Source organism: Cupriavidus sp. MPR-AND1C, assembly GCF_058809705.1.
This window is the reverse complement of record NZ_JBXASU010000065.1, coordinates 26,545-41,499: the sequence shown is the minus strand read 5'-3', so window position 1 is coordinate 41,499 and position 14,955 is coordinate 26,545. Positions and strand designations below refer to the sequence as shown.

Sequence of the window (14,955 nt, the reverse complement as noted above, 5' to 3'; positions counted from 1 at the left end):
GTCCCATCTCCCGCATCCCCTCTGGTTCTCCCCCCCGATCTACAGCAAGGCCTTGCACCGGTCATCGATCGGCACATCCGCGTGCTGGTGCTGGGCAGCTTTCCCGGCGCGGCGTCGCTGGCGGCGCAGCAGTATTACGCGCATCCGCGCAAAGACCTTTGGTCAATTTGACACCTGGCTGGATATAATCGGCAGCCTGCCTGCCCTCGTGCCGATTCCATGCCTGCCGCATACTCCTATATCCGGTTCTCGACCCCGGAACAGATCCGAGGCGACTCCCTTCGCCGCCAACTCGAAGCATCAGAAAAATACGCAGCTGACCACGGATTGACACTGGATCAGTCGTTGAACGTGCGCGACCTCGGTGTTTCCGCCTTCACCGGTTCGAATATCGAACGCGGCGCCCTCGGTCAATTCGTCGCGGCCATCGACGAAGGGCGGGTACAGCCCGATTCGTACCTGCTCGTAGAATCGCTTGACCGGCTGTCGCGTCTCCCTGTGACCGAAGCGCTCGCCGTATTCCAGTCCATCATCAATCGCGGTATCACCATCGTCACGCTTGTCGATGGGGCTGTATATAGCAAGGATCGGCTGAGAAACGACTGGACGCCGTTGCTGATCGCATTGGTCAGCATGTCGCGCGCTCACGAAGAATCGGCCGTGAAGTCCAGGCGGATCAAGGCAGCGTATGAGGCAAGGAAGAAGCGAGTCATCGCTAACAAGGAAGTGAAGATCGGGCGTTGCCCGTGGTGGCTCAAGCTCTCCGATGACAAGACGAAGTACGAAGTTATTGAAGAGAATGCCGCGACAGTTCGGTTGATGTTCGATCTAGCGAAAGACGGGATGGGCAATGCCCTGGTCGTGAAGGAATTGAATGCTCGCGGTATTCCGACAGCGCAACATTCAAAGTATTGGCAGAACAGTACGGTTGGGTTCAATCTGACAAACATTGCTGTTATCGGCGTCTTGCAGATGGATCAAGACAACAATGGCCGCACGACGACCAATACTTTCGTCGAAGATTACTATCCACCGATCATCGACAAGACGCTCTTCTATGAAGTGCAGGCGATGCGTAAGGCTCGAGACCGGAACAAGGGAACAATGAACGCTGGCAGAAAGGGCCAGTGCTACAACATCTTTCAGGGTACCGCGAAGTGTGGCTATTGCGGGAGTCCGATGCATATTCGGCGTAAGCCCGGAATCAACACGGGCTTTCTTTACTGTTCCGGCGCGTTGCAGGGTAGCGGCTGCGTTGGTGGCGTCTCGTACAACATCCGGCAACTCGAATCCGAGTTCATCACGTTCACGCGGGAACTGGACCTTCGTCGCGTCCTTGGCGAGTCATCCGCGGACGATGGGATGACGGCGAAGCGGGCGAGTTTGGCTGCTTGCAATGCCATGGTGGAAGAAGCAGAGACGAAGCTAAAGAATCTGATGGCGGCCATCGAAACAGGTGGCGACATGCAGATCCTTGTCCAGCGACTGCGGGATGTGGAGGCTCAGCTAAATGACTTGAAGAAGCAGCGACTTGCTCTGCAAAGCGAGGTCCAGATTTCGTCGAACATCGCTCGGGACGAACAGGCATCGCTTGAAGTGCTGGGCCAATTGATGGAGCAGCTCGAGTCCAAGGAAACCGAACTTGATGAAAAGCTGCGCCTACGTTTCCGGATGCTGAGCGAGGTGCAGAAGGTTGTCCGGCGACTCGATCTATTCCCCGGTGGCCCCTTGCTCGCATCGGATGAAATCGAAGCACTGCGTAGCCAGTTGGAGGACAGTGGTTTCGACGATAGCCGTATCGATGACTATTTTTCACAGCTACCTCTCAAGCCGGATCGGACTGCGCGCTATTTCATCGCGTATCTGCGGAACGGTATCCGCCGTACTGTTCGTCAGGGAGAGGTCTTGGAGATGGACCCCATGCGTTCCCAGAAGGCCATGGCCGCAATAGAAGGTTTGATTGCGGACGAGGTGGCTGATGACGCTTAAGCGCTGTTTCCCTCCGGTCGTTGATGCCAACACTCGGGTATTGATTCTCGGTAGCTTGCCCGGCGAGGTTTCATTGGCTCAGGGGCAATACTATGCGAACCGCCAAAATCACTTTTGGCGGTTGGTCGGCGATATCCTTGGCGAAGACTTGGTTCATATGGACTACGCTGCGCGGTTGCAAGGGCTTTTGGCGCATCGCGTTGGTCTATGGGATGTGGTGGCTGAAGCTAAGCGAGAAGGCAGCTCGGACAGCAAGATACGGGGTCATGCTGGGAATGATCTGCTGGGTTTGGTCGAATCGATGCCGAATCTAGCAGTGATTGCGTTCAATGGTGGTACGGCTGAGCGTATTGGCTTGAAGGCTCTCGGGCAGCATGGTGATCACCATCACGTCCTCAGACTTCCTTCCAGCAGTCCGGCGCATACCGTGCCATATTCGGAAAAGCTGAATGCTTGGCGGGAGTTGGAGGTATGGCTTGCCAAGTCAGCTTGATGGGGGCGGTGACAACTCGTTCGAATTCTGTGTAACTACTGTAGGCTGCGAGTTGTCACCGGCCGACGCTTGCTGACCACGGACAGGACGGTCCGAAAGATGCGGCGCCGGGCTATCCAGGCCGGCCGGTATGTACGGAACTGCTGGCCGAGACCGGAGGCTGTCCCCGGCGGCGTCCTGGACAATATGGGCGACGTCTTTAGCCAGGGAGGGACTGGGACGCATTTGTCATCGTTCAAAAGCCCGCCACGATTACGCTCGCTGAACCCAAGTAGCGCTTAAGCTGCGCGTCAACTGCCTGCGTAAATTGGTCCATGGCAATAGACCGAACCTTACCCCCAGATCCCAGCAGTCCGTGCATCGTATGTATTGACCTTAGCATGCAACAGTTCTTCTAGGGCCGCAGCACGCTTCATGTCTGCCTCTGAGAAGACACCGATATAGATGCTCCAGAGTTTGGGAACATCTTTGGATGGAAAGTGCGTGGCACGGTTCAGGGCCTCGACAATGTGCAGGTCGCTGTCGCCGAACGCAAATCCAAAAGTGACCACTGAACCGTCGACACTACTTAGATGGTCGAAACAATCGGCTAAATAGGGGTTGGCTCGGATTTGCGCCAGCTTGTCTTCCCCAGAACCAGCAGTGACAAACACCGGGTAATCGTCGGCCTCAATGCGGGAGCTGATGTTTTCGAGCAGATAGCTCGCTCCGTCATACTGCTCCTTCTCGACTGCGGTCCCTGTGTCAAAGAGAGGCAAGGCGCCGTGGACGTAAAACACGTTCTGCTTCGATCTATTCGGCCCCCAACGCAGCGCAGACCATTCTGATTCCTCCACTTTCCGCTCAACCTCTACGGGGTTTAGAAGCTCTCGGCCAAAGCCGTCACATGCATTTGGGATACCCTGGCGCATTAACACCCAGTACAAAAGAAGGTCGTAGTTAGACGTGAAGATTGACCCACCGGTCTCAAGGAACCGGTTCACGAACTTGGCGCACGATGCACTTTTTTCATCCGGCACTTTGAAAACGTGTTCGGGATGCAGCGACTTAATGGCATCAATCAGGCTCTTCCGCAGGCCATCGTGGGCAGCTGACACTTTGGCTTTGAGAGCTTCATCACCTCCGAAAATCTCCAAGAGAGCTGAGAATGCGTCTAGCTGTTCCATCATCAGCTCGAAATTCTTGGTCTTCATTGCGCCCAATACTCCGGCCAGCATGGGATCCTTAAGGCTCGCGACGAAGTCGAATAGGGCGTTGTATGAAAAGATTGAGCTGTCGTATGCCATGCTAAAGCCGTTGCCCAGTAGGAGATGGGCTGTGCGTTTCTTCTTCGCCAAGCTCGTCATCACGTCTTCAAATGTTTTGTAGTGCATTGCGTCTCTTCCTCCGGTTGGAATTTTGCTGCATCTCGCTGGGCCAATCCTGCACCTAGTGCCGGTATTTTCCACAAGAGTTCGAATTATCTCGCAAACTCACGGACCGTGATTGGTGGCAGCATCTGGGTCTGGTCGATGTGCGCTTTCGCTGCATTGCAGACGTTCGATTGAACAAGCGCAAAGACCGCAATGGGTTGTGTGCGGCCGCCAGCCTGGCATCGTTTTGATGCTTGCTGAAACGCCGCGGGTGACAACTCATTCGATTTGTGTGTAACGACAATGCGCTGCGAGTTAGCACCGGCTCTTCGGGCTCAGCACCTCCCGCTCCCTTTTCCCGTAGGTTGGATAAAATGGCGTTATCTGCACTTTGCGAGGTAAGACTATGGCAAACACTCCGCTGTTCGATGATACGGGCCGCAGGATCGGCTTCACCGAGGATCGGGCCAACGGCAATATCGTCGCGTACAACGCCGAAGGCAAGCCGCTGGGCTACTACGACGCGTCGGCGCGGTACACCTTCGAGTGGAACGGTCGTCGCGTCGGCAGCGGCAATCAGGTAGGACTGCTGTTCCGCTGATCGTCCTGCACGCTGTCGATGGCGGTATCTGTTTGCTGTTCGTCGGCAGATTCCCCAAGCTCAGCCGAGTCTCGGGCGGCTATCTCAGCCAGATATCGACGCATGAACGCGTTACATTCGCGGGTCATTCTGCGTCCCTCATTGGCCATCATCACTTCTTCCATCGTGGGATGGCGGCATTCTTCGGGCGATAACCATCCATACTTCTCTGCCCAGCGTTGTCTGTGTGCGGTGATGACTGCCTGTAGTCGCTCCAGTCTGTCCATGTTCTTCTCCTTGCCTGTTCTGGCGAATCACTGATCGGACTATTTATCCGTGGTCGAAACGACCACTCAGCACTGGGTAGTAGCGTTCACGGCGTTTTCGCCGACGACGCTTGCAGTTCGAATGCCCGTCGGGGTAGATTCGATAGCTTGACTGAGGAGCTATCGTGGCAGCGAATCTTGAACAGATCGCATCGATGTTCCGGGTGACCTACTCAAAAGACCCGGCAGGTGGAAACAAGGCAGAAGCGTTTGTAATAGACAAGACAGCGAGCGATTGGCTGTGGTGGTGGTATCGCTACCTCAAGGAGAACCGAGACTACGAAGCCTATTGCATGGCACGCCGAACAGACGACGCGGAGAAGTGCGCCTTGCTGGAAGCCGAGTTTGAACGTGTAGCCGAGGTGTATTCGGACTGGGGTGACATACACGACGAGAAACCGATGCACCGGAACGAGGCCGGTTGGCAACGATGGTTGTACGACAAGCGGCGTTTGTTCTTCGTCGAGGTGCCTTCGGTCAAGCCAATCGATCTGCCGGCCATCGGGATCGATAGCGGCGCCGTCGCCATCCAGATACCGGCCACGGTATCGAAGGACGAGCTATTGCGCCTGCTCGGCGAGTTCGTTGAGCAGGACTACGCCAAGTTGGCTGATGCGGTTGCACCCAAATATCAGCTCTACGCACCGCAGGGTCGTATCGACCAAAGTACCTTCCAATCGGCAAAGAAGGCGTTCTACGTCAATGCTGCGGCGCAGCAACACGTGTTCTTTCCCATTACGAATGCCGGGACAGCGCTGGAAATCATGGCGTTGGAACTCAAAACCGAACTGGGATTCGACTGGGAACTTGACTCGGACCAGGAAGAGCGGCTTCTGAATGGAACCTTGAGCATGCTGGAACTTGAGGCCGTCAAAAGGCAGGTTGCCCGCTACAAGCTTCAGTACGACGCCTACGTTTCGAACACTATCCACGGCGTGTTTCCGAAGAAGTAGCGCACCGATTCACCGGGAACAGATCAGTTTCGAAACCCAGATTTGATCTGTTCGTTCCAGGGAAATCTCCGAATTGGAACAATGCACCCCGTCAACAGCACATGCCAACGAGGCGATAGCTGAGACATCCATTGTTCAACTAAACGGAGGTTTCCATGCAAGAGTTCCAACAAATCGATGCCCAGATTGCGCTTTGCGACAAGGAGGTTGCGGCCATTACCGAGGCGAGGAACATCCTTTTGGCACAACGCGAAGAAATCCGGCAGAGCATGCGTCAAGCGGAGCTGCCGGGTCTGCTGGCCAGGATCAAAGAACTGGGCTTCAGCAAGGCCGAGCTGGGTTTCGTGACGCCAAAGATGGACAAGTCTGAAGACACCGGCCCCAAGAAGTTCCGTAATCCGAAAACGGGCGAGGAGAGCTCCGGCCGCGGAAATCTTCCCGCTTGGCTGACCAAAGAGAACAAACCGCAATTCTTGAATCCGGCGTATGTAGAGCCGGCGTCTAAGATGAAACCCGCTGCCGCATCGCCTGTACCTGAGAAGCAGACTAGTCAAAGCACGGCGCCGGTAGCCGATACGGCTCAGGATAGGATCTCCGCTTCTACTCCGACGCCTGTCGATCCGCCCACTGCTGTTGTCGCTCCTGTTGTGAGCGTCGCCACGGAGGTCACGGTTGAAGTTCCCGCCATCAGCTCGAATGAGGTAGCTGGGCCGGCGCAGGTGCTTCCCACTATTGATTCCAGTACGCAACCGATCGCTGCTGCGGCCTGACCCGACCGCGCCCGGACGGGTGCCACTGCACAAGCCGACGCTGTGGCGTCTGACGTGCAGCCGATAAATAGACCTGTTGCAAGCCAGTGGGTGGCCGTCTCCGCTTCGCGTCGTTACCAATAAACGACGGATGCCCACTGCGCTTCGCAACGGTCGATCTGGTAACTCGACCATACCCAGCGAAGCGGCACCATCCATTGTGGTTCCGCACAACCCTCTGCGCATAAAGGAATTCACATGTCCAATTGCAATCTGCTCATCCGTTACTCCCGATTCGAACAAGCCTACGACAACCTGGTCCAGCCCATGGAAACCACGTGGGGCAGTTTTTCCCAATCGCTCATCTCCGGTCACACCGTATCCGATGAGCCCAAGCTTTCGTTGCCGTGCTTCAGTGCATGGCGCTACAAGGACGTCTCCGATCCGACCATTGATTATGGCACCGATAGTGAGGGAAACCGTCAGGTGCGGTTCTCCATCACTCACACCCGCCGCATTCAGGGGAATCTCGTCGAGATGACGATGCTGGTCCTCGATTTCGACGGCGATCTTTCGATCAGCGAAGTGCAATCGAAATTTGAAGATCTCGAATTCGTCTGCTACACGTCGCTCAACCATCGGGTCGAAGAGAAAGATAAGTTCCGCGTCGTCCTCCCTCTGGCTAACCCGATGCCTGTTGCTGATTTTCGGCGCCTGTCGCCCGCAATCGAGCACTGGCTTGCAAAGGTCCGTGCAGTGCGCGTCGATGATTCGACGCTGGACATAGGACGAGTCTTCATTCTGCCTGCTGCCCGCGATGAGCGTCGTTCGTTGGCGCAGGCGTGGCGAAACGAAGGGGAACTGCTCGATTGGCGAGCATTCGAATCGATACCGGGCGCCAGTCTGCGAAAAGGCTCCGCCAGTGTCCGACGCAATGCTGTCGTTGGATTCAAGTTGAAGCCCGACGATGTTCTAGATACGGCAACGGGCAGCATCACCGTTCGCGACATTGACCGCAAGATCTCTTACGTGCGGTGTCCGTTCCATCTTGATTCGAAACCGTCTGAATTCGTCGCGGTATCAAAGGGCGGCACCCCGTATCTGGTGTGCAAGAAGTGTGGAACCATCTATATGGGCCACGCTCGTAACGACGACATTATTGACGGCTTGGCCAAGATTGTCGAGCGCAAGCGCCTTCGCGCCGAACGGGAGGCCCAGCAATGAGCACGACGCCGTTCGATACCTACTCGGAGAAATCCGTATCGCAGTTCTGGCACGACTGTACGGAACTGGTTCCGTTCAAGGATCAGCACACTTGCAGTGAGCGCGAGGCATTGGATTTCAACAGCGCGGAATCCGATGGCAACATCCTGGTCGATACTCGCTATCTTGGTACGCAAGTGGAGACTGATAGCCGACGCCTTCACGATGCCAATGTCATCTTCGTGAAGGCTCCGAAAGGAACGGGTAAGACGCAGTGGCAGGCCAAGTACCTGAAGTCGATTCCACCACAGCGGAGCGTGCTGCAAATTGGACACCGCCAATCGTTGGCGACCGTGCTGTCGCATGAGTTGGGTCTCAAGTGCTATCTCGACGACAAGGCGATGCACTGGCGCTACTCCGTCAGCGTGGATAGTCTCGACCTAGTTAAAGCGGCTCCGGGATATGACTTGTTGATCATCGATGAGTCTGAGCAAGTGTTCCGCCACCTCATTGGCGACACGACGAAGGCGAAGCGCGAGAAGATCTTCAGTCTCTTGGTCAAGTTGTTCTGGTGCGCCAAACAGGTCATCTGCTTGGATGCGGATATGACCAGTGAACTCACTGGTTACGTGGTGTCGAAATTGCGCCGCAATTTCGAATCCGATCGAATTCTGTCTATCGTCAACGAGTGGCAGTCGGATCGAATCATCGAGGTGTACCAAGACAAGGACCATCTGATCGCGGAACTCATTGCGGCCATCTACGAAGGAAAACGAGTGTATGTTCCGGTCAGTGAACTGAGGCTCGCGAATACGCTGAAGTCTTTTCTGGAGCAGTTGCCTCGGACGGATGGCAAGCGAATCGATGTGTTGCTGCTGACGAGCGAGACGAACAACGAGACTCGGCACAAAGCATTCTTTGCAGACCCCAACGGGGAGGCATCGAAGTATCAGGTGCTGATCGCCACATCGACCCTCAGTACCGGTGTGAGCATCGATGTCGAATGGTTCGACGCCGTGTACGGCGTCTTCGGGCAGGGGGTCTATACCTATCAGGATTGCGATCAGGCAATCAGCCGTGTTCGGAAGTGCGATACGGTGAAGGTGTGGATTCAGGGCGGCGGGAAGCGCGAGTTCTCGTCTGAGGAGGCAATTCGTAGCAGCGCGGAAGAGAAAGAGGTGATGACCCGGCGACTCATACTTCCGGACGATGATCCGTCGCTTACTCTGGCTGAAAGGAGCTACCTCGACGTGTATTCCAGAATCGCCTGGTGTGATCAGGAGTGGAAGATCAAGCGCGATGGGAAATTTGCCGGATTGAAAGAAGATGAGGGCTGGCGAGTGCTGGTGGTTTCGCGCAATGACGAAATGAAGAGTGCCGGCCAAGAGATGCAGAGATTCGGGCGTGATCCGTTCGGCAACAAAAAGGCCAAGTTGATTTTCGATGCAAAGAGTATTCCCGCCGATGAGGCTGAAACGCTGAATGAGATAGACCGTTCGGAGCTATCAATCGAAGAGAAGCGATCACTGAGGAAGTGGGTCATCGCCAAGTTCTTCAGGTTGAAATCGCCGGAAGAGTTGACGTTGAAACAGATCCAGTTGTATGAAACGCCTTCGATCCGTGATGTAGTGAAGAACGCGAAGCTGCTACAGGAATCGAGGGCGAGTGCCTTGCACATAGATCGATTCGAACGCGAAAGCGACAAAGTCACCCATGCTTTCACCGACCACGATCATCGCGTTATGAAGCGTGATCTATTTAATGGCGCGCTACGGGCCGCGGGCATTGAGCGCCAGGAGGCGTTTCGAAGGGCAACGCTGTATAGCGCCGTGGAACGAGAGTACGCAACCGTCAGGGCGGATTATCGGGATTCCAATTCGCGCCCGGTTCGTGATGCTTCGAAGCATCGACGAGAGCAGTTGGCGAAGCTGGAGTGGATTGTCCCCATCGAGGCGATCGATCGTGTTGCAAGCTACGCAGCGGAGAATCTGAATACGGTGAACCACTTCTTGGGTACGAACTTCGTAACGCCGGAGGCACCGGAAACGAAGGTCAAGATCTTCAATACTCTGCTGGGTCGGATCGGCATCGCCATTAAGAAGAATCGAAGGACCGGCAGCGAAGGGTATGTGGTGGACTACGAGAGGATGGCCGAGCTGTCGCCGGTGGTGAATGAGACCGAACTTGCCATGGGGTAAAAGGGATGGGCCTGTACAATTTTGCATGGGTTTTCAGTAGATTAGTAGTATGTCTACGAACTCGAATCTACTGGGGCTGTGTGCAAATATGTACAGCGGACGGTAGTGGGTAAGGCTGGGGCTGAAGATCGGGCATTGGGCTGGCCGTACAATTTTGCGTGGCTTTTCAGTAGATTAGTAGTATGTCTACGAAACTAATCATACTGGGCGGCCATGCAAATTTGTACATGGGTCCCTGCTGGTCAGGGGCGCAGGAACGGCCGGGACACCGGCCGACCATCAAGAGGCACACAGGGACGGCCTGGCGGCCGGCTTGCGTTGATCTGTCCGGTCAGCTGCCTCGCCGTCCCTGGCGGTCTCCTGGGCGGCTGGCCAATTGGCAATCGGTACCGCAGGCCCTAAAGTTGAACCCCGATTGGGTGATGCACCATTCGGTTTCGGGCTGGCACTTCGGGTGATATTAATCTAGAGCTTGTCTAGCTCAATAGCGTCTAGCACTCTTTCAAATTGGACGTTACGGGCTTGCAGCTTGACTTCAAGGAATCCAGTTGGGCTAGCGGGACCCTCGGTGCGCTGCCTCCACTGCGAGAAATCCATCGGTACGGCATCAGTTGCTATCTCCGCCCCTGGGGGAAAGGTCATAGATTTCGAATTCCAGTCGAAGAATCCGGTTCCGCTGATACCAACGAGTCGCTCCAGCTTGTCACAAACGCGCTCGGCATTGAATGAGATTGCTGCGCAAAGGTACTCCTCGCCCGGGCGTACCAAGACTAGTTGAGGCCTATCAAATTGGACTTTGATATTTACGACCCATCCATATTCAGTGATCGTATCGTCCTTTTCCAACAAGTAGTTCGTAAACCAATCGAGCACTTTCTTACCCCGAATGGAAAGGCTGTCCGCGTTGAAGTGAACAGTATCAATCGGATCCTGAGCGAAGTGGAGGGTCATAGCAATCTGCCCCCAGCGGGTGACATCGGCCTCCCAACGCGTTCCGACGAAGAATTTCTTGTTTGTTAGATTCTTGTCGAGGAGAGACAGAGCTTGAATCCCATAGTGTGCGCACTTCTCCAGTGCGGGCTTCGAGAAGCCTTTGCGGGAGACCAAGATCTTGAAATTCGCATTTACCTCGGACGCCTTGGTAATGAACGCGTCGATTTCGGGCGTTCCGACCTTCTTCCCTAAGTCTTTGCACTCGATGACACCTAGCATTTTCTGTCCGGCAAAGACGCCTCGTACAACTACATCAAACTGCCGAGAATGCCCGAGCCGGTCCACGATCACCTCGTCGTGCGTGACCGCTGCTGCAGGATCAAGTTGATGTTGAATGGCTGCTACCACCTTTTCGAACGCAATGCCGGGGCGGTCTATTGAGCCATCATTATTCTGCTGTTCGTTCGCGGCTGCTACCATATAGAAGTTTGATGGCTGTGGGGATTCCATCTGCCCACTAATAAGACGAAGGGACTCATGAATACTGCTTAATTAGCGGGCTTCACGCATGGTTTGCCATTGCCTGGTTCAACGGGATACCCAGCCGAATTCATGTCTTGTCGTCGAGGATCCCCTTGTAGGTACGTCACCTCGTTGTCTTTGACCACGTAATCGGAAGCGACTCCGCCGTCGAATAGGGCCACTCTCTCTGTGGTCGCCGCAATCAAGAATCCTTGCGCCTTGATTGTGTCGCCATCGTGCACCCGCACGAAGCTATAGGTCGGCGGCAGATGATTCGGGCAAGCAAGAAAGACTTGTTGATAGCGTTGCGCCAGCTTCTTTCCTGCGTACGAGCCGACAGTCGCTGGCAACGCGATCGCCACACTGATGATGAGCGGGAGGCCAAACATAGTGTAGACGCTCAGGAACGGCAATGCGCACAAGCCTACTACCACGCGCGCAAATCTCATCCCGCGCTGGCCAGTGGGAACCCGTTCTTGCTGCTGTCGCCATCGCTCCACCTTGGCCTGTGCACGATTCAGTAGCGCCCAGAAAGCGGAGATTGCCAAGAGGAAGAGGAACGTCACCAAGAGGACGGACCATTCTCGGTTGAGGTACTTGAAGGCCGATTGGCAAAACGTGGAGATCGCATTGATGCCATGCAGCATCGTTTGCGTCTTGTCGCGCGGAAACCGATCGGAGTCTATTCTGAACTGGCCGAAATACTCGGTTTGGAACTGCACGCCGATGAAGTATATGGTGGCAGTGAACAACACGCCCAGGGCGGACGCAATGAGACTTGCTGGCAGTACGTCGGCGATGCGTGTCGAGCGGCGCTCGGCCGACGGCGTCTCCGTTTGCGCTCTCATGTGAGTGATCGGAGTTGCCAAATTCTTGGATTGGTTCAAGTACGCGCCCCTAGGGAATCAATGCCGGTAACTGATGATGATATATCGGCTCGGCGTGGATTGGGTCCCTGGCGGCGTCCTGGGCGGTCGGTCTGCTGGCCTGTCTTCTGCCGTTGCCGGGCGAGCAGGAAACATTTACTAAATACATTTGGTAAACATTCCGATACCTGGAGCCATCCCGGCAGTGTACGAGGCCAAACCACCTGGATAGAATGTTTAAAAAGTTCGATTGGCGAACAATTTCTAAACATTCTGAGGTGCCGGATGCGGGAAGGGAAGGCGAAGGTCTTGTCCGAGGCTGAATTCAAACGGGCCGTCAACACGGCGAAGAAATACGCGCATGCCAAGCGCAATGTTGCGCTGCTCTATTGTTCGTTTGGCCTCGGGCTGAGAGCAAAGGAGATGGCTGCACTGAGAGTGAGGCATGTCATCGGGCCGGATGGTGATCTGCTGGAGGAAATCAACCTCGATGGTTCAATGACCAAGGGCCGGAAGCAGCGCCATGTCTTCCTCACGAACATGCGTGTGGCTGACGCGATCCGCGAGTATCTCGATGAACGTCGGGAGGCAGAAGGAATCCTGTTCAACTACGAGGCACCGCTGTTCCGGTCGCAGAAAGGTAGCCAGTTCTCACCCAATACGTTACAGCAGCTCTTCCACCGGCTGTATGCGCAAGCACGATTGCAAGGTGCGTCGAGTCACTCCGGACGACGCACGTTTGCTACCACGTTGATCGAGAAGGGCGTAGACATCAAGGCCGTCTCGACGCTGATGGGGCATTCATCGATTGCCATGACGGCGCAATATGTGGAAGATAATCCTGTAAGATTGAAGCAGATCAGTGCCGACTTGCTATGAGTCAGTGCATGCTGCGACCAGACTCACTGGATGGCATTTTAATGAAGGCGGATATGACGATGGTTGAAGATAGCCAGAGCGATGAAAATGTAATGCCAGACGAGTCGGTGCTGGAGAACAACACTGGCTACGATGATCAGCTCGTGGCGGAAATCCTGAAGGCGGAAGCTGGTCCTTGGTCTGAACCAATGACTGCTGACGAGTTGCTAAAAGACCTGGGGATCAAAACGTGACACAGTATGTGCGTGGCAGGAGCTAGACGGAATCCTGTTCAACTACGAAGCTCCGCTGTTCCGGTCGCTGAAGGGCAGCCAGTTTTCACCGAACACGTTGCAACAGCTCTTCCATCGCATGTACCAGCAGCCGAGGTTGCGGGGAGCATCCAGCCACTCGGGGCGGCGCACGTTCGCTACCACACTGATCGGGAAGTGCGTGGACATCAAAGCCGTTTCGACATCGATGGGGCATGCATCGATTGCCATGACTGCCCGGTACGTCGAAGATAATCCGGTACGATTGAAGCAGATCGGTGCGGATATCCTGTAGAGAAAAAAAGCAGTGCTGAAAACGGAGATGACGACTCAAGTTGATATTGAGTAGGCCGTTATCGTTGATTGGAGCTGGTACTCCAAGTTTGTACGGCAGGCCCGCAGCGCGGCTGTCCGGTGAGATGGTGAACTAACAAACAGCGAGCGAGGCACTATGGAAAAGTCGCACGAGGAATATCTTTCCTGCTTTCGCGGTGTGGAGCAGGGGGAAGTTGGGGTGGCCACGCCACAGGTGTGTGATAAGTGTGGTTCAGACGCTCGGCTGATCAAGGCTTACGAGGTGGCACTCGATATCAGAAAATTCGAGATTGATCTGTACTGGAAGCGATCGAATAGCTTCTGGTTGATTGTGGCCGCACTTGGGGCCTTGTTAGTTGGGACACTTTCGGCAAAGGATGTTGGAGGGAATTTGAAGTCTCTCGTTATTTTTGCCATCTGCACCTTCGCGGCGGTTGTTGCGTATGCTTGGTCGCTCGTCAATAAGGCCGGGAAGTTTTGGCAACGAAACTGGGAGTATCAGGTTGACGTACTAGAGGATGCCGTCATCGGCCCACTGTATAAAACAGTCTTCTCGAAGCATTCGCCGGAGAAAGAGCAACTGTATTCGGTGTCGAAACTCAATCTCGCTTTGTCACATTGCGTGATGGGGGCGTTCCTCACATGCGCGTTGCTTAGCATTCCAGTGCCCAGTCCAACTGACGCCGACACGCTCCCATGCATGTTCGGGAAGCTTGCTTTTTTTGTCATCGCGGTTGGGGCCGCGATGTATGTCTGGCGCAAGGGGAAGGCTGACACGGCCAAGAATGGTGTCTCAGAACTGCGATTGCACTATACCCGCCGGACCGTTGGCCCACTATCGGGTTGACGCTGCGCTATTACTCGTCACCGAAAAAATGGCCATCGGGCAACTATGATTGATCTGTCACGAGGGATCGCTGACATTGTCAGCCACACTTTCGCGGGAATCGATACAAAGGAAGAAGCAATGAAATTGAATGCGATGCGGGTAGCAGTGGTAGCGCTCGCCTTGACCGGGTGCGCGACAGGAACACCAACGACATTGACCCTCAAAGATCCCCAACACCGGCATCTAGATGATGAAGTGGCGATGACAGACGCTGGGACGGCACGCCGGTGCGCCGAAAACATGCTGAATGCTTCGCCCGTTGTGGCGGCTACTGATGTTTCGACAAAGGTGTCGGGTTCTGGGAAGAATATCATCGTTGACGTTTACGCGACGTTGTTAAATGTAGGATTCTTCGGTCAATCGCTTCCGGTGTCCTATCGTTGCACGTATGTCAATGGAATGATGTCAACTACGTGGACAGGCGGGCTGAAGGGCGGCTAAGCGAGAAATTGACTCG

Annotated in this window: 16 protein-coding genes and 1 pseudogene; 13 read left to right on the top strand and 4 right to left on the bottom strand. The window is 54.9% G+C overall.

Translation table 11 applies throughout. The features are described 5' to 3' along the window. Positions 1 to 21: 21 nt before the first annotated feature. From AC1RWI_RS27445 to AC1RWI_RS27435, 3 genes and pseudogenes are all read left to right on the top strand, one after another. Positions 22 to 168: pseudogene (locus AC1RWI_RS27445) on the top strand (DNA-deoxyinosine glycosylase); the annotation flags it as partial. 51 nt (positions 169 to 219) lie between these two features. Next, entirely contained in the window at positions 220 to 1,989 is a 1,770-nt protein-coding gene (locus tag AC1RWI_RS27440; protein ID WP_492869888.1) for a recombinase family protein, read from the top strand. Next, on the top strand, positions 1,979 to 2,482 hold the full coding sequence (locus AC1RWI_RS27435; protein WP_492869887.1) for a DNA-deoxyinosine glycosylase: 504 nt from the start codon (positions 1,979 to 1,981) through the stop codon (positions 2,480 to 2,482). Before AC1RWI_RS27440 ends, AC1RWI_RS27435 begins: the two co-directional genes overlap by 11 nt. Positions 2,483 to 2,814: 332 nt before the next feature. Here the strand turns inward: AC1RWI_RS27435 and AC1RWI_RS27430 are convergent, their stop codons facing one another. Then, positions 2,815 to 3,855: a DUF4917 family protein gene (locus AC1RWI_RS27430; protein WP_492869886.1), complete on the bottom strand. Its 1,041-nt coding sequence runs from the start codon at positions 3,853 to 3,855 to the stop codon at positions 2,815 to 2,817. 385 nt (positions 3,856 to 4,240) lie between these two features. Between AC1RWI_RS27430 and AC1RWI_RS27425 the strand changes: the two genes are divergently transcribed. After that, positions 4,241 to 4,435: a hypothetical protein gene (locus AC1RWI_RS27425; RefSeq protein WP_492869885.1), complete on the top strand. Its 195-nt coding sequence runs from the start codon at positions 4,241 to 4,243 to the stop codon at positions 4,433 to 4,435. Here AC1RWI_RS27425 and AC1RWI_RS27420 read toward each other — a convergent pair. Next, positions 4,411 to 4,701: a hypothetical protein gene (locus AC1RWI_RS27420; RefSeq protein WP_492869884.1), complete on the bottom strand. Its 291-nt coding sequence runs from the start codon at positions 4,699 to 4,701 to the stop codon at positions 4,411 to 4,413. The genes AC1RWI_RS27425 and AC1RWI_RS27420 overlap by 25 nt on opposite strands. Positions 4,702 to 4,865: 164 nt before the next feature. Here AC1RWI_RS27420 and AC1RWI_RS27415 point away from each other — a divergent pair, with 164 nt between their 5' ends. The 4 genes from AC1RWI_RS27415 (at position 4,866) to AC1RWI_RS27400 (ending at position 9,843) form a co-directional block, all read left to right on the top strand. Continuing rightward, positions 4,866 to 5,693, top strand: a complete 828-nt coding sequence (locus AC1RWI_RS27415; protein WP_492869883.1) for a hypothetical protein — start codon at positions 4,866 to 4,868, stop codon at positions 5,691 to 5,693. Between the two features lie 155 nt (positions 5,694 to 5,848). Continuing rightward, positions 5,849 to 6,463 carry an H-NS histone family protein gene (locus AC1RWI_RS27410; protein ID WP_492869882.1) on the top strand — a complete coding sequence of 205 codons (615 nt, stop codon included), beginning with the start codon at positions 5,849 to 5,851 and terminating at the stop codon, positions 6,461 to 6,463. A 237-nt stretch (positions 6,464 to 6,700) separates the two neighbouring features. Then, the gene (locus tag AC1RWI_RS27405; protein ID WP_492869881.1) at positions 6,701 to 7,666 is read left to right on the top strand and encodes a hypothetical protein; all 966 of its coding nucleotides are present in this window, start codon (positions 6,701 to 6,703) and stop codon (positions 7,664 to 7,666) included. Then, complete coding sequence (locus AC1RWI_RS27400) at positions 7,663 to 9,843, top strand: plasmid replication protein, CyRepA1 family (RefSeq protein ID WP_492869880.1); 2,181 nt, start codon at positions 7,663 to 7,665, stop codon at positions 9,841 to 9,843. Before AC1RWI_RS27405 ends, AC1RWI_RS27400 begins: the two co-directional genes overlap by 4 nt. Before the next feature lie 465 nt (positions 9,844 to 10,308). Here the strand turns inward: AC1RWI_RS27400 and AC1RWI_RS27395 are convergent, their stop codons facing one another. Together AC1RWI_RS27395 and AC1RWI_RS27390 are read right to left on the bottom strand one after the other, a co-directional pair. Then, positions 10,309 to 11,286, bottom strand: coding sequence for a restriction endonuclease (locus AC1RWI_RS27395; protein ID WP_492869879.1), 978 nt, complete (start codon positions 11,284 to 11,286; stop codon positions 10,309 to 10,311). 38 nt (positions 11,287 to 11,324) lie between these two features. Continuing rightward, the gene (locus AC1RWI_RS27390; RefSeq protein WP_492869878.1) at positions 11,325 to 12,185 is read right to left on the bottom strand and encodes a hypothetical protein; all 861 of its coding nucleotides are present in this window, start codon (positions 12,183 to 12,185) and stop codon (positions 11,325 to 11,327) included. 288 nt (positions 12,186 to 12,473) lie between these two features. Here AC1RWI_RS27390 and AC1RWI_RS27385 point away from each other — a divergent pair, with 288 nt between their 5' ends. From AC1RWI_RS27385 to AC1RWI_RS27365, 5 genes are all read left to right on the top strand, one after another. Next, a complete protein-coding gene (locus AC1RWI_RS27385; protein ID WP_492869877.1) occupies positions 12,474 to 13,043 on the top strand; it encodes a tyrosine-type recombinase/integrase in 570 nt (189 codons plus the stop codon). An 8-nt stretch (positions 13,044 to 13,051) separates the two neighbouring features. Then, on the top strand, positions 13,052 to 13,276 hold the full coding sequence (locus AC1RWI_RS27380; protein WP_492869876.1) for a hypothetical protein: 225 nt from the start codon (positions 13,052 to 13,054) through the stop codon (positions 13,274 to 13,276). Between the two features lie 31 nt (positions 13,277 to 13,307). Then, complete coding sequence (locus AC1RWI_RS27375; RefSeq protein WP_492869890.1) at positions 13,308 to 13,589, top strand: tyrosine-type recombinase/integrase; 282 nt, start codon at positions 13,308 to 13,310, stop codon at positions 13,587 to 13,589. Between the two features lie 156 nt (positions 13,590 to 13,745). Next, a complete protein-coding gene (locus AC1RWI_RS27370) occupies positions 13,746 to 14,456 on the top strand; it encodes a RipA family octameric membrane protein (RefSeq protein WP_492869875.1) in 711 nt (236 codons plus the stop codon). A 45-nt stretch (positions 14,457 to 14,501) separates the two neighbouring features. Beyond that, positions 14,502 to 14,939, top strand: coding sequence for a hypothetical protein (locus tag AC1RWI_RS27365; protein ID WP_492869874.1), 438 nt, complete (start codon positions 14,502 to 14,504; stop codon positions 14,937 to 14,939). Positions 14,940 to 14,955 lie beyond the last annotated feature (16 nt).